At 62.7% G+C, this 25,772-nt stretch carries 11 protein-coding genes and 1 pseudogene; 5 read left to right on the forward strand and 7 right to left on the reverse strand.

Translation table 11 applies throughout. The annotated features are described in order from the left end of the window. Positions 1-153 precede the first annotated feature (153 nt). On the forward strand, positions 154-1,077 hold the full coding sequence (locus OSB52_RS19525; RefSeq protein ID WP_266063188.1) for a protein NO VEIN domain-containing protein: 924 nt from the start codon (positions 154-156) through the stop codon (positions 1,075-1,077). An 80-nt stretch (positions 1,078-1,157) separates the two neighbouring features. Here OSB52_RS19525 and OSB52_RS19530 read toward each other — a convergent pair. Next, positions 1,158-2,807 (reverse strand): annotated as a pseudogene (locus tag OSB52_RS19530) (nuclease-related domain-containing DEAD/DEAH box helicase). An 80-nt stretch (positions 2,808-2,887) separates the two neighbouring features. Here OSB52_RS19530 and OSB52_RS19535 point away from each other — a divergent pair. Next, entirely contained in the window at positions 2,888-3,280 is a 393-nt protein-coding gene (locus OSB52_RS19535; protein ID WP_266063189.1) for a hypothetical protein, read from the forward strand. 2,366 nt (positions 3,281-5,646) lie between these two features. On the opposite strand, the gene OSB52_RS19540 is transcribed toward OSB52_RS19535, so the two are convergent. From OSB52_RS19540 to OSB52_RS19565, 6 genes are all read right to left on the reverse strand, one after another. Beyond that, complete coding sequence (locus tag OSB52_RS19540; protein WP_266063190.1) at positions 5,647-6,564, reverse strand: HNH endonuclease; 918 nt, start codon at positions 6,562-6,564, stop codon at positions 5,647-5,649. After that, positions 6,561-9,797, reverse strand: coding sequence for a UvrD-helicase domain-containing protein (locus OSB52_RS19545; RefSeq protein WP_266063192.1), 3,237 nt, complete (start codon positions 9,795-9,797; stop codon positions 6,561-6,563). The genes OSB52_RS19540 and OSB52_RS19545 overlap by 4 nt, the downstream gene beginning before the upstream one ends. A gap of 1 nt (position 9,798) precedes the next feature. Continuing rightward, positions 9,799-12,603: a PD-(D/E)XK nuclease family protein gene (locus OSB52_RS19550; protein ID WP_266063193.1), complete on the reverse strand. Its 2,805-nt coding sequence runs from the start codon at positions 12,601-12,603 to the stop codon at positions 9,799-9,801. 306 nt (positions 12,604-12,909) lie between these two features. Next, entirely contained in the window at positions 12,910-13,626 is a 717-nt protein-coding gene (locus OSB52_RS19555) for a restriction endonuclease (RefSeq protein ID WP_266063194.1), read from the reverse strand. A 612-nt stretch (positions 13,627-14,238) separates the two neighbouring features. After that, positions 14,239-14,871, reverse strand: coding sequence for a hypothetical protein (locus tag OSB52_RS19560; protein ID WP_266063195.1), 633 nt, complete (start codon positions 14,869-14,871; stop codon positions 14,239-14,241). Between the two features lie 65 nt (positions 14,872-14,936). Then, positions 14,937-17,588 (reverse strand): DEAD/DEAH box helicase, encoded by a 2,652-nt coding sequence (locus OSB52_RS19565; protein WP_266063196.1) that lies wholly within the window; start codon positions 17,586-17,588, stop codon positions 14,937-14,939. A 125-nt stretch (positions 17,589-17,713) separates the two neighbouring features. On the opposite strand from OSB52_RS19565, the gene OSB52_RS19570 reads away from it, so the two are divergent. The 3 genes from OSB52_RS19570 to OSB52_RS19580 are packed head-to-tail and all read left to right on the forward strand — an operon-like array spanning position 17,714 to position 25,754. Further along, entirely contained in the window at positions 17,714-21,124 is a 3,411-nt protein-coding gene (locus OSB52_RS19570) for a DUF8742 domain-containing protein (protein WP_266063242.1), read from the forward strand. 59 nt (positions 21,125-21,183) lie between these two features. Next, a complete protein-coding gene (locus tag OSB52_RS19575; RefSeq protein ID WP_266063197.1) occupies positions 21,184-23,952 on the forward strand; it encodes a DUF1156 domain-containing protein in 2,769 nt (922 codons plus the stop codon). Continuing rightward, on the forward strand, positions 23,949-25,754 hold the full coding sequence (locus OSB52_RS19580; RefSeq protein ID WP_266063198.1) for a hypothetical protein: 1,806 nt from the start codon (positions 23,949-23,951) through the stop codon (positions 25,752-25,754). The genes OSB52_RS19575 and OSB52_RS19580 overlap by 4 nt, the downstream gene beginning before the upstream one ends. Positions 25,755-25,772 lie beyond the last annotated feature (18 nt).

Consider the following 25,772-nt stretch of genomic DNA (forward strand, 5'->3'; position numbering starts at 1 on the left):
CTGTTCGGGGACGACGGACGCAGGTATTTCATTGATCCGAGCACACTGCGATCCGATGACCCACACACATGGATAAGTCAACAAGGTGGCGGTGTGCCATCTCCGCCGGGCCCGCAACACCCGGCAAAGTCTCCGAACAGAACAGGGTCCCGAATGATCAATCGCGCTGTCACCGAGGACAATTTGGGCGCTTGGGTATTCAAGTGCAACCCCGACGTCTACGACCTACCCGCCGAAATTGCCGACGGAGAATCGTTCGTCGAGGGGTGGAGCGTAACCGACAACTACCGCTCGCAGATGATAACTGCCGGACAGAAGGCGATCTTGTGGATGTCCGGCGACCGCAACGGCTATGCGCCGCGCGGGATCTGGGGTATCGGATGGACGACCGGCGACAGTTACGAGGTGGATGGTCTCAGCGGTGGCTACTGGCAGGACGATGATCACGCCGCACGGGTTCGGCACATGGTTCCGACCGCGATTCGGATTCTCGACGAGCCCGATCGTCTCCGCGCCGACGATGTAGCCGTTGTGCCCGACCTTGCCGACCTCGAGGTCTTCACTGTCCCCCAGGGTTCCAACCCCTCCTGGATCTCCCGGGCTCAGCTGGCCGCACTCGAGCCACTGTTACCGCCGTGGCCGGCGCCGAATGACGTTCCGCTGACCACCGTGACCCTGGGTCCGCACGGTGCCGCATTTGGCTCCCCGGAGAACAACACGCTCGTCGAACAAGCGGCCATGGACGCGGTCACCAAGTACTACGAGACCCATTGGCAGGCAGAGGTAGACGACGTCCACACCTACAACATGGGCTGGGATCTCACGGTCACGACCCCAGCGGGCGAAGAGTGGCACGTCGAGGTCAAAGGGGTGAGTGGGTCGTTGCCGATCGTGCTGCTCACCGCCAACGAGTGCCGAGTCGCGGAGCATGAAGATGCGTGGGAGCTCGCGGTGGTGACACATGCCCTCAGCGATGAGCCTGAAGTGACCGTCTATGACGCCGATCAGGTACTCCGCAACTCGCAACCGCAGACTGTCCGGGCGGATTTACGCGGTGAGGATGGTTGGTCGACGTGATCGACGGACAGACCGCACTTGGTGTGGCGTCTCACCCGGCAGCTGCAGATCGAGCGGCGAACGCCCGGCGGTAGTGCAGGTCAGATCCCCAACCGCCACGCCACATCCGCTCCCCCGACCTCCCGCACGAACTCCGGAACCCCACACACCACAAGCTGATCACGCGCCCGCGAAAGTCCCACGTAAAGGCGCTCTTTCGACCGGTTCTTCGGTTTCGACTCGTTCAACGCCAGCACGACCACCCGCCGCTCGAGCCCTTTGAAGCCGAGTACGTGCCCGTAGAACACCTGCTCGTCGTCCCAGAAGGTGTTCCAGTACGACTTGTTGCCGGCATCCTGACGCTCCACCTGCTCGGGGTGACGGCTGCCGGTGGTGAGCAGCGCGATGTCCTCGGGCCGCCAGCCCTCCTCGAGCAGCGGGTCGATCTGATCGTCGGCGACGCCCATGGCCTCCTCCGAAGTGCACGCGATGAACCGCACCTCCGGGCCCTCGCCGCCACGCAACTGCATCCGTTGCCCGACAAGCGGACTGAACGCCGTGGCGATCTGCCGCGTGTTACGCAGGTTGTGATCGAGAGCGAGCGGCACCAGCGAGACGGGCGGCGATCCCTGTCGGTCGAAGACGCGTTGCGACTCGTCGCTGAACACGTAGATCCCGCCGGCCTCAGGGTCGCGCAGACAGGCCAGCATCGGTTTCCACCATTCGTCGGCGAAATCCTGCGCCTCGTCGACGACGATCGCGTCGAAGCGGTGGCCCGGCTCCAACTTCTCCGCGAGGTCGAGCATCTGGTTGGGCAGCAGTCGTTCCCAGAAGTCCGCGGTCTGCTTGTTGCGCTCTTGTTCGTCGGGCCCCTCGGCGGCACCCCAGCGGATGCCGAGCTCGTGGAACTCGCCGACATAGGCCGGCTGATCGCGCCGTTTCCACGCCGAGGTGATGCGTTCGAGGTAGGAGGCCAGGCCGTGCGAGTAGCAGACCAGCGCCACGCGCTGACCCGCCCGAGACAATCGCCGTGCCTGTTCGAGCGCCAGGAACGTCTTGCCGCTGCCGGCGCCGCCGCGGATCTCGACGCGGTTCAGCTTCTCGATGGCACCGAGGATGACCGCCTGATGCGAGGTCAGAGCCTCGGCGTGGTCCTCGTTGTCGAGCGCGCGTGCGACCACGTCGCGCTGTGGCAGTCCACGCCCGCTCAGCGCGGTGCGTAGTTGTGCCATGCCGGTGGCGTCGACGACGGGCAGCTCGCCGCCCTTGTGGAGCAGCACGCTACGCACCAGCGGCATCAGTTGATCGAGTTGGGTGCGGTCGATGATCTTTCAGCGCGGGCAGTCCGGCAGCGAGAAGTCGGCGGGCAGCTCCGAATGCGGCAGCACCACCATGTGATCCCACCGGAGACGTCCCTGGGTCCAGCGGGGATCGCGCTCGACGTACTCGCGCAGCGCGTAGCAGGCTTGACGGGCCTGGTCGACCGGATCGATCCGCTTTGGCGGTTGACCGGCCCGTGCCTGCCACCAACTGTCGTCGTGCCACACCTCCCCACCTTTGACCTCCAGACACACGATGCCGGCGCCATCGATGGCGACCAGCATGTCGATCTCGTGGTCTTTGTCGTGGTCGGTGACGCGTTGGCCGTGGATCAGGAGGTCGTCGTCGAGGAGTTGCTCACGCAGGAGGTTCCAGACGGCTTCCTCGCTCGGGGAGGCGAACCTCGGTGAATCCGGGACTTCGTGGGGCATGGGGTGACGGTATCGCCTCGGTGCGACCTCAAACGCCCAAACTCTACGAAGCCACACGTAGCGACGCGTACGTTCGGCAAATGGACGACCAGATGATCGCGGACCTGACCGAAGCTCGATCCCAGTACCCTGACGACAATGCCGACTCGCCGTACGACGAAGTCTTCCTCGAGGTGATCGCGCGCGCCGAGCAGTCCGGCGAACTCGGTAAGTCCGACATCGGTGCCCTGATGCTGTGGAAACGGCTCAACCTCAGCACCCGTTGGGCGACTGAGCTCAACCAGACACCCGACGCCAAGGTCCGTCAACTGGCCCGTGACGCAATTGCACGCGCTCGCGATACGTCCTTGGCAACCGGTGAGGCGGCCGGTCAGGCGCGCACCGCGCTCTTGCACCTCCCCGGGGTGCCGCAAGGGTGCAGCAATCGCTTCGACGTTTCTCGCCGCAGGTGCGCTCGACCGGCGGCCATGTAGGACCGACTATCCTTGTCCGCCTTTACCACGGCCATCTGAAGTTCAGACATAGCAAGTACACACAGCGTCAATATTTGACATAACAGATGGCAGAGTAGGCCGCCCGGCCCTGGTCGATCCGCGACGTCGACGACCGCCTAGAGCCATCGGCGCGGGCGCTTCCGAACGGAGCGGCGCGCCGACCGGCTGCGGCAAGGCATCTGCCGCTTTAGCTTTCGCGGGCCACCACGCATTCGTGAGCAGGCGGAATCAGTCAGCAGGTCCAGATCAGGTCTGAATCAGCAGAGCCGTTTTGACAGCCGAGGATGAACCGTCCATATACTTCGCGCACTCAACGACAAATCTCAACGCTGTGACCGTTTCCATCACCCACACTCACAGTGGGCTCGGACAACCACCCGAGTGATATGGCCCGGACGTCGTGATGACCTTCACGACTCGGCCGGCCGCATCATACAAGATCAGGTTCACAGGAACCCCGGCACCGGGAATCGCTACATTGAGTACACTTCCGGGAGCGAGTGCAGCCGCGCAGACAAAGGCCGGAATCTGGTGATTTACGACGTCATCGACGCTCTCACGAAACTCCTCCAACGCGTCGAGGAAGTCGTCGAGATTGTCACTGACGTCCCACCAGGGAGAATCGTCCTCATTGTCTGACTCGTCGTCACCGTCTGGATTGGTTCCCGGACCAGTCCCCGGTTCAGTGCCTGGTCCTGTCCCCGGTTCCGCGCCAGGTCCGGTACCCGGATCGGCGCCGGGACCCGTCCCCGGGTCCGTGCCAGGGTCGGTACCCGGATCAGTTCCAGGTTCCGGAGGCGTGGTTTCAAACGTGGGCGTGTACCCGGATGGAAATAGGACCACCGTGTAGAAATCATCGTGATCAGGGTCGTCGACAAACCCTCCCTCCAAGTAGTGGTTACCCCCATACTCAGTGACTGACAGGCCGACGTCAGCAGACGTCAGCTGCTGCGCACTGAGTATCTGCTGGCGTTCCGTCGTCCACGGCATCTAGGTCGTAACGAATGAGCCACACTGTGTATGGGAAGTCCTCAGATTCATCAGGGTACGGATTGGTGTAAATGAAGGTCCGCTCATCGGGGGCGTTCGTGTTGTCTGCAGTCCAGTGGCCGGAGTCGCCGCTGACCCCGATGGCGCCGACGCCGGGGACCGCGTAGACATCGGAGACGTTTGAGAGCGCAGACGAGCCGGCGGTACCGGGCGTCGCCATCAGCGACGTCGTCACACTGCCTGCCGGTGCGGAGTTGCCTGGATTCTGGACTCGCGCGGTCACAGCGAATCCCGACCCTAATGAATGCCAGAGTGCAAGCAACATTAGTTGCGGGGGCATACTACTTCGGCCGAACTGATAGCCGGTAGTCAGATCGCGAAGCGGGGTGGCGGCTGCGTGGATTTGGGAAAATGCCGCATCCGAAACCCACCCTCCAACTGGGGGTTCTACCGTCACAGATCTCACGTCAGACGCCTCGGACACAGGTAGTGTGGGCGTTGACGAAGCTACCCGCGATGCTGGAGCGTATCGATCGGCAGCCTCCGACGCCAGGACCACCGGCGCCCCGAGTACGCGTCCTTCCTCATCCGGACCGGTCGAACGTCCGCCCTGCAGTCCGTGCATCGGCCGCCGATCTAGCTGGTCTACTGCCGCAGCGGGCGTCGTGTCGGACGGTTTATGAATATCGCCTGTGATCGACGAGGACGGAGACGTTAAGTTCGGTTGCTCGTAAACTGTTGGCAGGGAGTCAGAACTACCGCTCACGCCGACAGCGGTCCCGCCGTTCGTGGGCATCTCACCGTCTCCAGATCCCGAATCCGACGGATCAGTGTCGTCGCCGCTCTCATCGCCAGAACCGGAGTTCGTGGTGGGACTATTTCCGGTGTCAGGCGCATCTATCTCCAGTTGACCGCCCTTCTCTGAGCTCTCGGTATCAGAACTCGAAGATGTTGCTTCAGTATACGATTCGTCGGCAAGAGCAGCGCCGGAGCCGAGCAGAATCACCGGCGCCGCAACAGCACCCAGGGTGACAACAACAAACTTGACTCGAGACGTAGGCACCCTGCGCGACATACTGAAGCAGTATTTTCTATAGTGAACACGGAGTCAATGATAATAACCTCTGCTAAGGAGTAGGCCATTCATCGTGTCCTCATCTTCTTCGCCACAACACAACTCTTCCGATTCGGGAACCCTGACTACCGATCCGGATGCATGGGGGCTCCTGCGGTGACACACCAGGGGCCGAAGTCGTAGGCCGCCCTGCCGAAAGACCGCAACAACCCCGAGGTCGAGCCTGCACAACGGCGGCGAGTGAACCTGAAAACGGCGGGCCAGGTGGCGGCGCAGGTTCCTAACTCGCAGCTCGGAATCGCTCGTAACTGATCTCGAGTAGTTGCCGATCGGGTCGGTCGCGTCGAGACTTCGGCACCACCATCAGCTCCTCGCCGTGTCTTTCCTTTAGCCCATGCTGGAGCATCGGTCCGTCGATCTCGTCAAGTAGGTCCTTCCGAATCTCGACGACATACTTGTCGGGCCGAATGCCTAGAATGTGCCTGTCGAACGCTGCATGGTGAATTTTGCACAGCGCCAGCCCATTAGTAACCGACGCGATGCCTGACTCATGTGAATCCGGGACGATGTGCGCGGCGTCCAGCAGTTCACCGTGCTTGAGTGCGCATACAGCGCAACGAGTCTCGTAGGCACGCATAACGGTCGCCCGGAAGACGGGTTGGTGAAGACGCCGCTTCGACTCGACCTGCACGTAGCGCCGCATTTGCTCGCTCTCCGGCTCGCCCGCACGTAGGATCTGCGCGACATCGTCCGGCGCGAGAATGAACTGGTGTTGCTCCGGCTCCTCCCGGACCACGTAGATGGGATAGATCGGCTTGTAGAGGGCAGTCCCAACTCCGAAGAACCAGATCAATGGCTGCCCGAGTTCCATTGCCCGACGAAGCCCGCGATTCTCCGGATGGCTCGGGTCGTCGCCCCGCCACTTGTAGGTAATTGAGCCGTCGTCACCGATCTCGTCGGCGTACGGCCGTCGCGCCTCGTCCGGGCTGTAGACCGTACGGATCGAGAGCGCACTTTCAAGCTCTCTCGGCTTTCGAATTCCGCGCTGTGCGTCCATGAGTCGAAAGGGGCTGCCGTTGAAGGAGAACTCCAGAAGCTCATCGGATCGGATAGCTTCAAGACCATCCTGCGTACGCCTCGTGAGCCACCCCATCGCCTCCAACCGCAGTTCGCGATCGAACTCTTCCTGCGCCGTCACCCGTGCATCCTCCTCGCCACAACCGCCGCCGGCCCCACCCGACAGAACACCAACTCCAACCGAGTGACTCGCTCCCCCGTCGCATTCCGCAGCAAATCCGCGTAGATCGCCAACTGCGCCCAGTACGCCTCGAGCGTATGCGCACTGACGCCGACGTCGGTCTTGTAGTCCGCGATCACAAGCCCGCCATCGTCGTCTCGGTACACCAGGTCGGCGATACCCTCGACGACGGTTGTTCCGTCCGGTCCGAGGCCGGCGAGCTGCATCTCTTTCCAATGCTCACGTACGGCAGCTCGCTGGACAGGTTCGGACTCCAGCGCCGACCGTGCCAATGCGACGAAGTGCTCAACGTCGACGATGCCGGCCGCGACCGCGGCATGGCGAGCGGTGGTCTCGAAAGCGTCGTCGAGCGGTGCACCCAGCGCGATCACCTCGAGCACCGCGTGCAGCGCCGTACCCAGAGATGTACCGCTATCCGCGCTCGCAGTGCCGGCCGAAACCCTTTCGTCTGCAGGCACAGTGAGGAGGCCAGCACCGCGATAGCCCTCCAGCAGGGCAACCTCTGCACTCTCCTCACCGTGCACGATGCGCGTCGCCGAGTACGACGTCCGCAACGCTGAGGTCACCTCTATCGCGGCCGTCTCTGCCGACCACTCGTCCCACGGCTGACGCTCGAATTGCTCGATGGGCTCGTCGTCGCGCCGCACAGGTTCGATGACCTCCGGCACCGAGTTCGGCAGACCGTCGATCGCGGGCGCCAGGGTCGCACCCCACGAGGCACCTTTGCCCACGTACCCGGACACCGCGAGATGACTCTCGGCGCGGGTACACGCCACGTAGAGCAGCCGCTTCTTCTCGGCCTCTGCGTGATCCTTCTCCGTGGCAGCGGCCGGCTTGTAACCCTTCGACATCACCGATTTCGACGCGCACGCCTGCAACGTGCCGTCGTCGTCCCACAGCAGTGGTTCGGGCTGCGTGCGGAAGCCGCCGCTCATACCGGCCACCACGACCATCGGGAACTGTAGGCCCTTGGCGGCGTGAATCGTCATGATGCGCACGGCATCCACGCCGATCTCCGGGAGAACGGTCTCGGCAACGCGCGCGTTCTCGTCCGCTTGGGTGTCGGCCCAGTCGATGTAGTCGCGCAACGATCCGCGGTCTTCGGCGTACCACGCGCGGGCTTGATCGATGACGAACCGAAGCCGGCGCCACACGTCGCGGTGGCGGGGCGAGTCCATCGACACCTCGAAGACTCGGCGGTCGGTCGCCAGCCGGCTGAGCAGCGCACCCGGATTCAGATCGCCGAGCTCGAACGACAGCCCCCGCAGGTACGCGTACGCGGCCGCCACCGGCGAGTCAGTCAGTTCGGCCGTAGGCGCGTCGGCGTAGATGCTCCAGCGTCCGTCCGCGGCTTTCCAGCGCAGCAGGTCATCGTCACCGCAGCCGAACAGCGGGGTACGCAGGGTGGCGACGAGCGCGGCTTCATCGGCGGTGTTCGCCAACGCCCGGCAGGTCACCAGCAGGTCGTGCACCTCTTGCGTCGAGTACACGAGACTCGATGCTTCCGAACGAAACTCGATACCCGCCGCGTCGAGGCTCTTCTCAAGGAACGGCAGCACTGTCCGCGATGGGATGAGGATGCAGATGTCTTTCCATCGCAGTGCGTCGTGCCGATAGGTCTTGTCATCGTCGAGTGACTCTCTGTGCCAGCTCTTTTCGACGGCGGTGGCGATGATCCGCGCGACATCGCGGGATTCGCGTGCCCGGATGGCTTCGGCGGGTGAGAGTGAGTCCTCATCGTCGGCGGGTTCGTCGTTGTCGGGAAACACGAATGGTTGTGGTCCCCAGTCGATGTCCCACCGCGGTCGGCCTGGTGCCGGATGCAGCGGCGTGTATGCCGGCTGCACGTGATCATCCGCGACGATGAGCCGCCCGAAGACCGTGTTGATCCAGTCGATGACCGGTCGAGTGGAGCGGAAGTTTGTGGTCAGTTGGACGACGTCGGCGGCCGGGGTGCGGTCACGAGCAGCCATGTACGCGGCGATGTCGGCACGGCGGAAGCGGTAGATGGACTGCTTCGGATCACCGACGGTGAACAGCCGGCCCGCTTCGTCGTGGCCGGCGACAATGCGCTGCGCCAACTCGAGCTGCAGCGGATCCGTGTCTTGGAACTCGTCGAGCAGCACCCGTTGGTAGCGATCGTGGGCTGCTGGGGCGACGTCGGCTTTGCCGAGCACGTCGCGGGCGAGCACGAGGAGGTCGTGGAACTCGAGCTGTCCGCTGCGTTGTCGTTCGCACGCTTCGTCGAGGACGATCTCGGACAGATGGCGCACCACCACGCGAACGGCGCCATCGATATAGGTGCCGACGACCTCGGGGCAGATCTCGTCGCGCAACGCCTTGATGGACTGTTTGATCTCCTTGACCTGTGCCGAGCCGCCCCGCCAGTTCTTTCCGGCACCACCGTTGCCGGGCCCCGGGCACAGCCCCGCCATGGGAATCCAGCCGGTCGCATCCCGCTCTGCCGCAACGAGGATGCGCCACTCCCGGAGCTTGTCCAGCTGCTGCGCGAGCTTGTCGTCGGGGTCGAGGCAGTCGTCGATCCTCTCGGTGACGGTGTCAGTTTCCCACAGGATGCGATCGATGTCGGCGGGGGCGATGCCTTGTGGGTTGTCGTCGAGGGTGAGGCGGTCCCAGTTGCGGTCGAGCGCGTCGGCGAGTCCGCGCATCTGATCGAGCGAGGCGCCAGCGGCCATGATGATGCCCATGGCGTCCACCAGCATGGGAGGGGCGGCGTCGGTGAACAGCCGGGTGCGCATGCGACGCCAGCGCCGTTCGAACGACAGCTGCGAACCCATCGCGTCGACGACGGCGATGCGCGGAGGAACCCCGGCTTCGAGGGGGTGTTCGCTGATGATGCGGGCAGCGAAGGCATGCAGGGTGCCGATGGCGGCGGTGTCGATCTGTTCGAGCGCGGCGTGCGCGCGTTCCGTGTCGTGCGTGGCGAGTTCGACGCGGACGCGTTCGCGGAGTTCGGCGGCCGCCTTCTCGGTGAAGGTGATGGCGGCGATCCGGTCGAGGTCGATGCCGTCGCGCAGTACGAGTTGGCAGATGCGGCCCACCAGTGAGTGGGTTTTGCCGCTGCCGGCGCCGGCTTCGACGAACAGGGTGGCGGCGGTGTCGGAGGTGATGCGGTCGCGGGCGGCTTGGTCGGCGAGGTGCTTGGTGGTCATGTCAGCCTCCGTACTTCCGTACGTAGTCGGCGATCTCGTCGACGCCTTCGAGGGCGGCCCAGGCGCGGCGCAGTCCGGCACGGCCGAGGAGGTCGATGACGGGTAGATCCCAGTGGGTGTCTTCGATCTTGGGTGGGAAGTGGCCGGCGCCGATGGATCGGTGCACGAGCGCCATGTCGTCGGTGAGGGCGGCGATGACGGCGTCGGTGATCGGATAGCCGATAGAGCGGAACTTGCCTTTGCTGGTGACGAACCAGTAGCGGACTTCGACGTCGTCGCCGAGGGTGCGCGCGAACAGCCCGTAGACGGGTAGCTGGAATTGCAGGCCGGAGTTGGTCGGCGTGCGGTCGGTCAGGTCGTTGTACTTGTCGGCCTTGCCGGTCTTGTAGTCGGTGACGCGGATGCGGCCGCCGCTGTGTCGGTCGATGCGGTCGATCTGTCCGCGGAAGCGGATGCTGTGATCGCCGAGCGTCAGGGTGACCTCGGGATCGGTTCCGGTGCCGAAGTTCTGTTCGGCGTGGGTGGGTAGCCAGCCGCCGGCGTGGTCGGCGTGGTCGTGGCCGAACCAGTCGTCGAGGTCGCGCACGATGGTGCCGCGGTCTTTGGCCCAGAGTTGTTCCAGCCAGCCGGGGCTGTCGGCCTGTGCTTCATCGAGCACTTCTTGGGCGACGAGGTGCAGGCGGCCGACGTCGAGTTCGGCGCCGTCGATGGTGGCGAGGACGTAGCGCTCGAGGATGGTGTGGATGAGGGTGCCGCGGGTGAGGGCGTCGATCTGGGCGATCTCGTCGGGGTCGGCGAGGGCGCGCAGCCGCAGGATGTGTTCGAGGAAGTACTGGTAGGGGCTTTGCACCCAGAGTTCGAGCCCGGTCGGTGATACCGGGTGGTCGAAGGTGGTGATGAGGTCTTTGACCGTCGACAGGTTGCCGTTGAAGCGGGTGAAGCGGCCGTTGAGGCGGTCGCTGCGCATTGCCATGCCAAGGTTGATGATTGGGTCGTTGAGGGTTCCGCGGCGTCGGTTGGCGGGCACGGACGCGAGTTCGCGGAGCCGCCATTCGGTGTCGGAGGCGGCGGATGCGCCGATGCGGTCGTCGGCGCGTTGAGCGGCGACGTCGAACGATTCGACCGCAACGATCGCCCTGCAATTCTCGGTCTCGCGTTGCCAATTGACGACGTTGACGTCGCGGCCGGCGAGCTGAGCCATCGCGGGAATCAGCCAGCGCGATGGCACCTTCTCGGCACCGCCCCGCAGGTTGCCGCGGGGGAACGTGACGATGCGTTCGGTACGGCCCGCGCTGACCGCGCTGGCGAAGGCGAGGCGTTGGCGTTCCATGTGGTCGCGGGCGGTAATGCCGGTCAGTTCGGGCGGCAGTAGCGGGTCGTCGCGGCGGGGTGTGGGGATGATGCCTTCGGCGGCGCCGATGACGATGCTGACGTCGAGGTCGCGGCCGATGCCCGCGGCGATCGGTCCGATGGTGACGCCGGCGCCCGAGTCCCCGTGCATACCTCGGTGAGCGGTGAGCCGCACCGTGACGGCGTCGAGAACGCGCGCTGCAGTGGGCGCCGGTGCGATGCCGTCCATGTGCGCGAGGCTGGCGCAGTCGGCGCGGATCGCGGCGAGGTCGGCGGCTGCGGTGTCGCTGGCCGGTGTGCGGAAGTAGCGGGCGAGCAATGCGGTGAGGTGCTCGGCGACGGTGGCCCAGTCGGGCGCGTTGACGATGGCGCGGAGGTCGGTCTGCAACTCACGGATGTAGGTGTGGAGTGCCACGGCAGTCGCGTGGTGTTTCTCGTGCGCTCCGACGCGGGTGAGCCGTTCCCAGTCAGTACCGCCGACGATGGGTTCGTCGTCGCGGGTGAGTCGTTCGAGTCGGCGTTGGGAGATGGGCTGGTCGTCGTGTTCGGGGCGTCGGAGCGCGCCCTCGGCGAGGAGTGTGAAGAGTTCTCGTCGCGGCATCGTGTCGTGGTCAAGTTCCAGCAGCCCGAGAAGCGCTCGGGCGGTGGGGCGGTCGACGAGGGTGTGGCATTCGGGTCCGGTGAATGCGATGTGGCCGGCAATGAGGTGTTCGTGGAGCAGCGGCAGGTAGGGGTCGTCGCTGCCGGAGAAGATGCCGATGCGGTGGCCCGGGACGCCGCTGGCGAGGTGCTTTCGGACGAGCCGGACGACGGCTCGGACCTCGTCGTCTGCGTCGGAGGTGTGGATGATCTGGGTCGGCGTGACGTCCAGTGTCGGTTCGATGATTTCGCCGCGCTGCTGGAGTTCGCGCAGGAGAACCTGTTCAGCGCGCGAGTTGGCAACGGGGTGGTAGACGATTATCGCGCCGAGCTCGTCGAGACGTTCGGCGGCGGCCGTGTAGGCCTCGTGCTGGAGGTAGTACGAGCTGGTGAGCCGGCCGATGGCGGCTCGGTAGATGCGGAGCAGCTCGGCGACCAGTGGGGTCGGCAAGTCCATCGTCGGCTCGGCGATCGCGCTGAGTTCCCAGGCCGCACTGGCGAGGGCTTGGGCGGTGATCGGCTCGTCGGCGACGTCGGCGAAAACGCCTGGGGTTTTGGCGAGGACGCGTTGGATGGCGGCTTCGAGGAGTGGGTACGGGAGTGCTTGCCGAGGCGCGAGGGCTGGGGTAGCGAGCTTAAATACAGCTCCATGGAACGTGAGGACGTTCGCGTTCACGACCGCTTGCGCTCGCGCTGACTCGTGGAGAACGTCGCGGCCGGCAGCGTGGCTCGGTACGACGATCGTGACCGGGACAAATGGCGAACACGCCTTCAGGCGAGTGACGACTTCCGTCAGGCATGCGAGCGCGGTGAGCATGGGGTCATGATGCCTGCCGGGCCTGACATCAAGGTGGTGTTCAGCCCTTGTGGCCAATTCGGCGTGGCCGCAACCTGAGAAGAGGTGGCTCGTTCTCCACAACATCCCTGGGTCGCCCGAAGGACTCGTCCGATTCAAGAAGCTCCTGCACCCGCTGTAACGAGATGCCGCCCACATGCACCGATACCTGCACTCACTGCAAGACATTCCGCAGATGATCGGCCTACTTTGCCCAGATTCCGCGATTTCACGAGCAACTGGTCCATATCCTGGAGCGTTGGATGTCGGAGTGGACACCAGCTATAGCTAGCGACGGTGACGCACAAATGCCCACATAAGAAGCAGGACGCCTAGCGTAGCCGCTATCGCTGTCCACGCGATTCGAGAGCCCGGTGATGTTGTTTCGTGATCCCACAGGAAGAACGGAAACGTTGAGAGGATTATTAGTACCAGACCTAAGCCAGAGCGCCACCACGCTGGAGGGCTCACGTCTTCCCTCGGGGCTGCCTCGATCCGCCTCAGTTCGTGATCGGGGACCGTCCGTGCTACCTCTGCCTTTATCTCCTGGCTTGCCGCCCATAAGCGCTTTGCGACCTGAGCCGTTCCACGGGAGATGTCATCGATCTTGTCCTCCCGCTTCTGGACCGAGCTTCTGGTCAGCTTCCTGGCAGCCTTGTTCATCGGCCACCAGGTCGAGTCGTCACCAAACCGATACAACGCTATGTCGTGCTCGTTCGCATACTCGACCGCGAGTGGGCTGTAGCCACCTGAACTGAAGAACAGCAGCTTCTTCTTGCGATCCGCCCCACGTGCGCCGTAAAGCTGCTGAAGTTCGGGCCGGCCTATCTGAGAGTTCCAATGCTTGACCTGCGCAACCGCGTGTTTCGAGACCACGTCGACACCGCCGTCTCCACTCAGCTCTGTCACTTTGGCATCGCGGAAGCCTAGCTTCTTCTGCATGATGCCGGCCGCTAGGTACTCAGCATCCTCTGGAGTCAGATAGTTTGACTTCTTTCCAATCACGGCATGAGTGTAGTCGCCAGGCGATGCAGCGGGCACTCTAACCAACGGATGCGTTCTAGCGCAACAGCCGTCACACATAAGGAAAGGGCCCATGCCCTTGTATTGAAAATTCAGCAGGCAGGCGGCAACTTCCAATTCCTGCAGAACTATACGACCTGCGGTTCAGCCCTTAAGGTAGGTAATCTGACTCTTCCTGATTCAGAGTGCATGAAGGCGATCTGGCTGCGCACCCCCGCCACGGAAGCTCGATACAGCGACAATGCGGCTCCAGGAAGACACGAAGGACTTCCCGCTCGGGTTGGAGCCTTGCGTAGAGACGACGTCTGTCGGGCCGAAGCGGATCACGTGCGCAGTCTAGTGTCTGGACCTGACACCGCCGGCTACATCGCATCGTGTCGACAGCGACATGTTTAAGCGCCGCGGCAAATCTGTGTCACATTGGCATGCGCACCACAGGATGAGCAGTTCCTGATTTGCCAAAGCGTGACCCCCGGCAATGCCTCGCGTGTGAACTACTAGGCCGCAGAGACTCGGCGGGGTAGCGATACGGATGCAGCGGCGCCGGACTTGCCTAGCCCTGGCAATATCGCGCCTCCCGGTTGATCTGTTCCCCTACTTCCCTTCATCGCCCATTTCCGCGTTCAAGAGTTTCTGTTCATTCCTGGCAGATTCAGTTTTCTCCTTCCGGCTCGAACTGAATGCCGCCAACATATCGGAAGCGATTGTTGTCCCCCTTTCGCGTCCGACACCAGTGTGGGAGTCGAGAATATTCTTTCGGAGCGCGAGAAGTTCGCCATTCATTTGTTTGCGTGGAACTCCCGGAAGGAGATCGGGCGCCAGCGGGATAAACATACACAATAGCGTCGCCAACAATCCCGCACAAAACATAATCGTAGCGATCGACGTAATCTCGGAACTGTCTACGACTACACCAGCAAGGCCGAGGCAGCCACCTGCAAGTGCCACAGTTCCCGCAGGAACAAATACTGCATAGAATCGACCCACTTTCACCCGGGTCGAACTTATTGCAGTGGATCGAATCAGTAGATGCGTATACTGATCAATCCACGAGCGCAGGTCGTCCTCAGCCAGCTTCTCGCTGATCTCTTGGAGGAGCTTGATGCGCTCCCAGTTGCCTTTGGCTGCCATCTCGGAGCGAGCCCGCAAGAGAACCGCGAGAGCGCCAATCAAAGCGGTCGTGAGCCCACCGATCACTGGTATCCACTGAGTCATGACCCGGATCATGACTGACGAGTACGACATCCTTGGCCGAACCGCGTTGGTTCAAGGTAGCTCGCAATGCTTCAGATCTACACGACCGCGTCACGTGCTGACTGCTCCTTGGTGAATAGCCTCTCCCGTTCCTCCGCAATCACCTCCCGCGCGAGTTCCGCCTCGGAGATGTCGACAGCTTCCGGCGCGCTGTCCGCGATGTCGCTGACCCGTGCGAAGTCTTCGAAGAGTTCCCTCTTGCGCGCGAGGATCTCGGTAACGCGGAGATCGACGCCTTCCTCGGTGAGGAGGCGGTGAACCTGGACCGACTCGAGTTGGCCCATCCGTCGCGCGCGGGCAATGGCCTGCCATTCGGTGGTCGGCTTGAGCTGTGGTTCGCAGATGACCACCACGGACGCGGCCTGGATGTTGAGGCCTACGCCGCCGGCGACGATCTGGGACACCAGCACCGCGCCGTGTCCGGCGGCCGAGAACTTGTCCACCATTTCCTGTCGCCGAGCAGCCGGTACCGATCCGGTCAGCGGTCCGAATACCTTGCCGGGCAATGCCCGAACAACTTCGTCGAGGACGGAACGGAAGTGGGAGAACACGATCACGCGACGTTCGTTCGACTCCGCTTCTTCGACCAGGTCGAGCAGCCGGGCCATCTTCTGTGATTTCTTGCCTTGCGTCATCGCGGCTTGCCGCATGGCCATGAAGTTTCCTTCTGACACTGCCGCGCGATAGGCATTCATGTCCTCGGCGGATAGGGGCAACCATTCTTCGACCTCAACCAACTCCGGCAGCTCGGTGAGGACGTCTTCCTGGTTGCGGCGCAGATATGCGGGTGCGACTTGCTGGCGAAACCGCCGAGGGGACAACTCGTTGGCGTCGACGGCGAGATCGGGGCGCACGTACTCGACGAGATTGCGGAACTCATCGAGCCGGTTCTCGAGCGGGGTGCCAGTGAGCAGTATGGCGCGAGGAACGTCGTTGATGATCTTCACTGTGCGTAACGAGCGCTGTGCCTGCGGATTCTTAATGTAGTGCGCTTCGTCGACGACGACGCATCCGATGTCGTCAGTCGAGAACCCCTCACTACTCAGCCATGCGAGCATCTCGAATGTGGTCACAGCAACTCCACCGGTTCGTGACCACTGGCGCAGTGCGCTTTGCCGCTGAGGTCCGTGAAGCCGGTGCGGACGTAGGGTCGACTTTGCGGCCACCTCGCGCATCCAGTTCGTGACGACGGCAGCCGGACAGATAACAAGTGCGTGATGGGAGCCTCTGGCGCGCAAGTGCGTCAGGACTGCGATCGACTCGATTGTCTTACCGAGACCCATCTCGTCGCCGATAATCACTTTCTTCTGCACGAGCGTGAATCGGGCGCCGAAGCTCTGGTACCCACGCAACGACGCCCTGAGGTGCTTTCCGTCAAGCTCCTGTTGGCGCACCGCTTCAATAACTTCCGTGGGGAGATCACCAAAGATGCTGTTCTCGTCCTCAGTCAACAGGCCGAGTTCGGACAGCAGCGCGAAGTAGTCGGCAGGATGCTCCATGAAGCCGTCCCACGGGTCTGTGACCGTATTCGTGGCCGCACTGATTGACTGCGCGCGAGTCTTGACCGCGTGCATGTCCTGCACGAGGTGGTCCGCTGTGTAGGAGTCGCGCTTAGCGAAGACTGCAAGCAACACCGGCGTGTCCAACGCCGACTCGGCGAGCGCAGCCATGGGCTGCAACAGCTCGGTTTCCCGCGCTGTTGGCTGCCCGGCGCGCAAGGCCCTCCAGCTGCCCAGCGCTTTCAGCAGGTCCGTGCCGTGCGAGGTCCGGCTATTGATGTCGATCCGGACCGGCATCTCCTCATAGGTGGTCTGCCAGAGGGTCTGAGCAGCGCCGCGCATACGTGTGGCGGTGGTCTGTCCGACGCCCGGCAGGCCTTCGAGTACCTCGCCGTGCTCCATCACCTGTGCCACGGTCGTGATGCCGGCGTCCGTCAAAGCGTTAACGCGCAGCCGGTCACGTGTAGCGTCCTTGAGCCTCTCCACGGGCATGTCACTGATGAGTTTCTCAGTTTCAACGTGCCGAACGGTATTCCCGGCTTCGAGTGCGTCGGCCCTGGCCTCGTTCTCGGCGTCCGCAGCACGTTTGATCGTCGTCACTGCGCTGCCGAGTCCCGTAGCTGGCCCGCCGTCGATCACAGTTGCGTCACCCCAAGCTCGGGTATCCCGCGGTTTCGCTAGCCAGTCAGTAAACGCCGAGCGGGCATCACCCAGCGAGCTGCTTTCCGTGGCTGTCAGGATTAGACTGGGCAGCCGGTCAGACACCTTCTCCACCTCGGCCCACTCCAGGTATCGCTCGAGAAACTCGCCAGCTTGGCGGCCTGCTTCTCGTTTCTCTTTACTCATAAAGATTCGGCGGGCCCCGACAGAACCACGAGCATCGTCGACGGCACGTTCAACGTCTGCGGAAAGACTGTCAATCATCGAACGGTCGCTGGCCGATAGCATCCTGAGCTGTCGAGCCTTCTCGATGCTCGTCAGGAGATCGACGTCGCAGGGGCGAAGGGGCAAAACTTTGATCTGCTCGCCGCCAACCTCGAGGTCCACGACGCGTTGCCGGAGCTCCGCGTCTGCCGCCGCGCCCGCGTCCCGTACCTGCCTTCGGACTTTGCGCAGTTCCTCAGACTGCTTGATCAGCTCCGAAGCCGTGTGTGCGAGTGCTTTGATGCGCGCCCGATCGTCTCGTCCCATACGCCCGATTCCCCAATCCGATGTTGGTGCGAAGATTAGCGAAAGTCGGATCCGGAGTCGCTAAGACCCTGAAACTGTCGGAGTCTGCGACTAACGTGGCGAGGCTATCGACCAGGAGGACACGAATGCTTCTCGAACACCTCAAGCCGGGGCTCCGTGTGGAGGGGCTAATCCCAGCCCAGGTGGTGACCGTCATCGCCGCGCAGGCGCATGGAAGCGACGCGGTCGAACTGACCTACAAGACGACGGCGGGCGCGCTTGGCCAGCAGGTCGTCTTCCGCAAGGACGAGGATGCCCTCTCGGTCGCGACGTCCGGCAGTCGTGCGTTTGACGCTTCGGCCTCGGACTTCAAGCTGGTGGCCGAGGCGCAGCGCATCCAGCTAGCCGGTTTGTTCGACCCGATGCTGGCGGTCGCGACGAGCGACGTGCAACCGCTGCCTCATCAGATCCGCGCCGTCTACGGAGCTCTGTTGCCACGTACGCCGCTGCGCTACCTGCTCGCCGACGATCCGGGTGCGGGCAAGACGATCATGGCGGGTCTCTACATCAAGGAACTCATCCTGCGCGACGACGTGCAGCGATGCCTGATCGTGGCGCCGGGCGGCCTCGTTGAACAGTGGCAGGACGAGCTGTATTTCAAGTTCGGTCTGCGGTTCGAGTTGCTCACCAATCAGCTCATCGACAGCAGCGTCGACCTCAACGCCTTCGAAGGCCACCCCCTACTCATCGCTCGCATGGACCAACTCTCGCGCAATGACGTGCTCCAGAACCAACTGAAGGACAGCGAGTGGGACCTAATCATCGTCGACGAGGCCCACCGCATGGGTGCCCACTACTTCGGCGGCAAGGTCGAGAAGACCAAGCGTTTCCTGCTCGGCGAAATGCTCGGCACCATCACTCGCCACCTGCTGCTGATGACCGCAACTCCGCACTCCGGCAAAGAGGAGGACTTCCAGCTGTTCCTGACCCTGCTGGATCGCGACCGCTTCGCCGGCAAGAACACCAAGACTGCCAACACCGACGGCATCATGCGCCGCATGGTGAAAGAAGACCTGCTCACGTTCGAGGGGAAGAAACTCTTTCCCGAGCGAGTAGCCGAGACGGTGCCCTACGAACTCACCGCCGATGAATACGATCTCTACGAGCAGGTCACGACCTACGTCCGCGAAGGCATGAACCGCGCCGACCGCGTCGGCGGCAAACGCAAGAACACTGTCGGTTTCGCGCTGACCGTGCTGCAGAGGCGCCTGGCATCCAGCCCCGAGGCGATCTACCAAAGCCTCCGTCGGCGCACAGCACGGCTCGAGCGCCGCAAGGCTGAGATTCAGAACGGCACTTTCCGCGAGGCCGAACCGACCATAGACGAGAACAACATCGACGCCGATGACTACAACTCCGAAGAACTCGAGAACCTCGAAGAAGAACTGCTCGACGCCGCGACCGCAGCGCAAACTGTCGAGGAACTCAACGCCGAGCTGGTCGAGCTCGCCGATCTCACCGAAAGAGCGCGACGGGTCCGCGACAGCGGCACCGACCGTAAATGGTCCGAACTCTCCACGATCCTGCAAGATCACGCACTCACCAACGACGGCCACGGCCGACCCCGCAAGCTCATCATCTTCACCGAGCACCGAGACACCCTTGAGTACCTGCAGCGCAAGATCGGCACACTGCTGGGCAACCCCGACGCCGTCCGCTCCATCCACGGTGGGGTGCGCCGAGCAGACCGACGACAGATCACCGAAGAGTTCACCAAAAACCACACTTGCCAGATTCTGATCGCCACCGACGCCGCCGGCGAGGGCCTCAACCTCCAGGCCGCGCACCTCATGGTCAACTATGACTTGCCGTGGAACCCGAACCGCATCGAGCAGCGCTTCGGCCGCATCCACCGCATCGGCCAAGAAGAAGTATGTCGACTGTGGAACATCGTCGCCCACAACACCCGCGAAGGCGCGGTCTTCACGCGGCTTCTCGAGAAGATCGACGAGCAGCGAAAAGCTTATGGCGGCAAGGTATTCGATGTTCTCGGTGAAGCCTTCACCGACAAGCCGCTGCGGGATCTACTCAAGGAAGCCATCCAGTACGGCGAACGGCCTGATATCAAGGCCAGGATGCACGAGGTCATTGATCAGTCTGTCGGTGACGGTCTGCGCGAACTTCTCGAAGAACGGGCGCTGGCTTCGGACCATCTCGCGGACGCCGAGCTCGCCAAACTCCGCGCCGCCATGGATGAGGCCCGCGCGCGCCGCCTGCAGCCGCACTACATCGAGCTCGCCTTCAAAGCCGCATTCACCCGGCTTGGCGGCCGCATCGCCCGACGCGAACAAGGCCGCTACGAGATCGCCAACGTGCCTGCCCACATCCGCGCGAGTAAGCACGGGCCGATCGCCACACGCTACGACCGCGTCTGCTTCGACCTGAGCCGTGTCCATCCCGACGATCTCGCCCGCGCCGATCTTCTCGCACCGGGCCACCCCCTGCACGACGCGGTGATGGACGAAGCCATCCGCCAGTATGGACGGTCACTGAACACCGGCACCGTGCTGGTCTCTGCCGAGCTCGACGAGCCCCACCTCCTCGTTGGGGTCATAGAAGAGGTCACCGACGCCACCGGCGCGACGGTGGCCAGGCGTTTCAACTATGCCTACGTCGACAGCCACGGCACCGTGACACCGGCGGGGCCCGCCCCGTACCTCGACTGCGTCGCCGCACCCGACAGCCCCGCGGTCACCGCTGCCCGCACTCAGACCTGGCTCGGCGAAGCCGAAGACAAGGCCACCAGCTGGATCATCGCCCACCGACTACCTGACTACCTCAACGAGGTGCGACCGCGACGAGCAGCCGAACTCGCCAAGACTCGCGAACTTGTCACCAGGCGCCTCAATGGGGAGTCCGAACGTCTCCTCCTCGACGCCGCGGTCGCTGCCGACAAAGAACGCGCGGGCGACAAACCCAAGGAGTCCTCGGACAGCCTCAATCGCAAAGCCGTCGAGATCGACCATCGCCTCCGCTCCAGGCTTACCCTCCTCGACCGGCAGGAACTGATGTCTACCAAACCGCCGAACCTGCTCACCGCAGCCCTCGTACTACCGCTCGCAATGCTCGAAGAGGACGTACCCGCAAACGCGCCCGTTCATGCGACCGAAACCAAAGCGGTGGAACGCCGTGGAGTCGATCTAGTCCTGGCTCGTGAACGCGAACTCGGGCGAAAGCCAGTCGAACAAGCCTTCAACAACAAGGGCTTCGACATCCTGTCGACTGACGCCGACGGCGACACCTACCGCATCGAAGTCAAGGCGCGCATTGACGGCGCCGACTACTTCTTCGTCACTCACAACGAAGTTATGGTCGGCAAGAACGCTGCACCGCTGTATCGCCTTGCGCTGGTTCGCGTCGACCCACGCGGTGCGCAGTACGACGAGGTCCGCTACATCGACGACCCCTTCGCCAGCACTGACCTCGGCGGGTTTGACAGCACCGGCATCCGCGGCGACTGGAACAAGACCTGGTCCAAAGGCAAACAGCCGTTCTAGCCCAAGGGTGAACGGGAGACCCGAGTACGCACGACAACGATACGGATAGGCACGCAGACGTGACGACGAAGAAGAAGCTCATCGAGGTGGCCCTCCCGCTGGAGGCAATCAACCGCGAATCCGCTCGCGAGAAGTCCATTCGCCACGGCCACCCCTCCACACTGCACCTGTGGTGGGCGCGCCGTCCTCTCGCCGCCGCACGCGCCGTCCTATTCGCTCAGCTCGTCGATGACCCGTCCGCGCGGCCCGACGAGTTCCCCACAGAGGAACTGCAACGCAAAGAACGCGAACGACTCCACAAGCTGATCGAACGCCTCGTCGTCTGGGAGAACATCCGCGACGAAAGGCTCTTCGCCGAAGCCCACGCCGAGATTCTCAAATCCACCAACGGCAACCCGCCACCCGTCCTCGATCCATTCGCCGGCGGCGGCACCATCCCACTCGAAGCCCAACGCCTCGGACTCGAAGCCCACGCCTCCGACCTCAACCCCGTCGCCGTACTCATCAACAAAGCCCTCATCGAGATCCCCCCAAAGTTCCGCGACCAACCACCCACCTACCCCGGACTCGCCGACTCCGAAATCCGGCAATGGAAAGGCGCTGAAGGCCTCGCCGCCGACGTCCGCGCCTACGGGCAATGGATGCGCGACGAAGCTGAGAAACGCATCGGCCACCTCTACCCCAAAGCCACGCTGCCTGATGGCACCAAAGCCACCGTCATCGCCTGGATCTGGGCACGCACCGTCACCTGCCCCAACCCCGCATGCGGCATCGAAATGCCACTCGTGCGCTCTTGGTGGCTCGGAAAGAAGAAGGGCAAAGAAGCCTACATCGTTCCGACCGTCGTACCCGATAAAGGTCACCCATCTGGCCAACGGGTAGTATTCGACATTGCACACTCCGTTTCGACCGCTCCAACGAAAGAGTCCGATGGCACGATGTCGGGAAGAACCGGAGCCAGGTGCGTAGCGTGCGATGGCTTTGCACCTGTTGCATATATTCGATCGCAAGGGCGAGCGAAGCGTTGGCACCAAACCCTCATCGCCGTCGTCGCTCAAGGGAGTCGCCAAAGGATCTATCTGGCACCTACGGACGACCATGAACGCGCCGCCATCACAAACCCGCCGTCCAGTGGAGTTTCGGGTGAGATAGCCAAGAATCCACGTTGGTTCTCCCCGCCGGCATACGGACTGACCGAATTCGTTGACCTATTCACCGACAGGCAGCTCGTTGCACTAACCACGTTCAGTGATCTTGTCTCGGAAGCTCGCGATAAAATAATTCGCGACGGAGCATCGCACCCCTACGCAGATTCAGTAGCAACATTCCTAGGCATCGGAATAAGCCGCGCCGCGGATCGCTCATCATCGATATCTAGCTGGGATTCTTCAATGTCCAAAATCCGCAACACTTTTGGCCGCCAAGCGCTCCCGATGACCTGGGATTTTGCAGAATCCTCTCCATTCTCATCCGCAACCGGGAACTTTCTTGGACAGATCGAGTGGACCGCCGAAGTTTGCGAGACCGCGCCCGCGAGCAGACCAGGGATAGTTGAACAGGCAGACGCCGCTTCGCGCGAGTACACTGACGGACTCATCTGTACCGACCCCCCTTACTACGATAATATCGGCTACTCCGACCTGTCCGATTTCTTCTATGTTTGGCTCCGACGCATCTTGCGGCAACTTTACCCGGAATTATTGTCAACAATGTTGGTGCCAAAAGCAGACGAACTTGTAGCAAACCCATACCGGCACCACGGTAAAAGTGGCGCGCGTTCGTTCTTTGAGGATGGCTTCCGAGCTGTATTTGCCAAAGCACGCGAATCGGCGTCATCGGAGTTCCCGATCACGGTGTGGTACGCCTTCAAGCAGTCGGAGTCTGATATAGCCGGGACCGCGTCAACGGGTTGGGAAACCTTGCTGGAGGGCATGATTCGTTCAGGCTGGGAGATAACATCAACCTGGCCCAATCGCTCGGAACTCAGCAACCGCATGATCGCTAGTGGAACCAACGCACTCGCCTCATCCATCGTCCTGTCTCTTCGCCCACGGTCTTCGCAAGCCGCGACGACAGACCGTCGCGATTTCATCTCCACACTTGAGGACGAACTGCCTGACGCGTTGCGCAAGTTGCAGCAAGGGCAGATAGCCCCGGTTGACCTTCCACAGGCAGCGATCGGCCCGGGAATGGCGGTATTCAGTCGCTACGCAGCTGTGCTGGAACCCGATGGCTCGAAGATGACGGTGCGATCTGCGCTGACCCGGATCAACGAGATTCTTGATCAGGTCCTCAACGAGCAGGAAGGCGACTTCGACTCGACAAGCCGTTTCGCGATCGCATGGTATCGCCAACATGGCTACGGTGTCGGGAAATTTGGCGATGCCGACAACCTCGCCCGGGCCCGCAACACCAGCGTCGACGTCATGGACCGAAGCGAGATCCTGACCAGCCGTGCAGGCAAAGTGCAGCTCCTCAAGCCAAGCGACTTGCCTTGGGAATACGACATTCTCACCGACGAGCACACCAGCAACTGGGAAGCGCTGCACCACCTCATCAAGACCCTGGAACGTGACGGCATCGCACCGGCCGGCGACTTCCTTCGTGATGCTCTGAATCGCTCTGACGGGGCTATCGAATCCGACTTGGTGAAGGAACTCGCTCATTTGCTGTTCCGCATCGCCGAATCCAACGGCTGGACCAAAGACGCGCTGAGTTTCAACGCGCTGGTGACCAGTTGGCCGGAAATCCTGGAATCTGCGCGTACCCCCGCGGCTACAACCGGCGACCAGACGAGCCTCGACTTTGAGGACGGAGATGACCTGTGACGGCCGCAGCGATCGAAACCGATAGGTCGCGGGACTACGTGACCATCATGCGGTGTGCGGAGGGCGAAGACCTTCTTGATGGCGCGATCCCGCAACTCGCGGCATGGCTGCGCGAAAAGGACTTCGATGTCGATCTCAGCGAGTCCGGTGACTACGAGGATGTCCGCGCGAGCCTCACGGTACGGCGCATCGATAATGACTCCACGACCGTTCGCATTGAGCTGCAGGAGGACGGGGGCAACACCGGGAGGTGGTCTACCGAAGTCATAGCCGATGGCAGCACCGATGAAGGCGGGTGGATCTCGCTTTCTGTGCGCAACAGCCAGGCGCGATTCGTGAAGGTGCCGCGCCTCGCGCGGTACCTGATGCAGGCCCTGCCGCTCCGCGATGGCCAGCTCGAGTTCGCCTCGGGCCACCAGCTGTTCGGTTCGGCATCCGTTGATCGGCTCGTCTCGATACTCGAGGATGATCGCCGCCACGGGTTGGTCTTCGTCGCCGGCACAAACAATGCGGCGGATATCCCGGTCGACGCTTTCGCCCGGAAGGTCGATCAGTGGGCACGCGAGGTATACGGGCTGGCCCAGGTCATCGTCCTCGACCCACACAGTACGGAGGTCTTTCGGCAACGGGTCGGCGACCAGCTCGCGGCACCTGTCTGGGCGATCCGCAGTTACCAGCCAGGCGTGAACTGGGACGATGCGCTCGACGCTCGACGCCATAGAATTTTGGGCACACGAAGTCTGGGCTCTAAAGGTGACAGGGCGATCCAATATCTACTCGGGGAGATCGCGCGTCAGCAGGCTTCCACCCGTCCGCCGGACGCAACGGTTCAGCGAATGCGTCGACGGTACGACCGATTAGAGAATCGTCGACTTGTAAAAAGCCTTGAGACTTCCCAGCCCGAAGATGCGACCGAGCCATCGGTCCATGAGGCTTCGTCCCCTGAAGAGGCCGCGGCCACTGCGCCGCCACAGCACGATGAGGCAATCACTCTCGTACGCCGGGTCTTGGGTCTCAAGGAGATCACCGAACGGACGCTGACCGAATTCGTTAGCAGAATCCGCAGGAGCGATCCTGAGCGCGCAGGAGTCCGGTCACTTGAGAACCGGGTCGATCTCCTGCAGACGCGTGTCGAACAGCTGGAGGACCAGAACCAACAGCTACTTGATGAACTTCAGGACTCGCAGCTCGAGACCGAGCTCGCACGGATCGACGTCGACGAGATACGCGATCGCGCCAGATGGCTGGAATCGAGGCTCAACGAGTCCGGCGACTACGAGTCGCAGTACCTCGACGTGCCTCCTGAGTTCCGAGTGTCGCGGCCACAGAGTTTCGACGAACTACTCGACCGCATCGACCAGATCGACTCGGTCTGCTTCACCGGTGAGACGTCAGAAGTAGTCCGACTCAATCAGCTCGACACGAACGACTCGGCGCTGCGCACCGCTTGGGACGCGGTGCTCGCAATGGCCGATTACGCACGAGCGCGCGCAGAATCCAAGTGGGACGGCAGCCTGGATCAGTACCTCCACAATACGCCGTCTGGATTCCAGACCTTCCCGCCTGGCAAGTTCGGCGAGACGGAGACCGGCAGGACTATGAAGCAGTTCGGAGACGAACGAGTCTTTCCGGTCCCGACAGACGTTGACCCACGCGGGCAGGTGGAGATGAAGGCCCATTTCAAGCTGGCCCGGATCGGGATGGCAAGCCCTCGGATGCACATCTTCGACGGGCACCCCGCAATTTCGACACTGTTCATCGGGTACCTCGGGTATCACCTGACCAACACGCACACCAACTGAACGAGAACGGGAGAGACG

It is taken from the genome of Gordonia aquimaris (assembly GCF_026262595.1).
Taxonomy (GTDB): domain Bacteria; phylum Actinomycetota; class Actinomycetes; order Mycobacteriales; family Mycobacteriaceae; genus Gordonia; species Gordonia tangerina.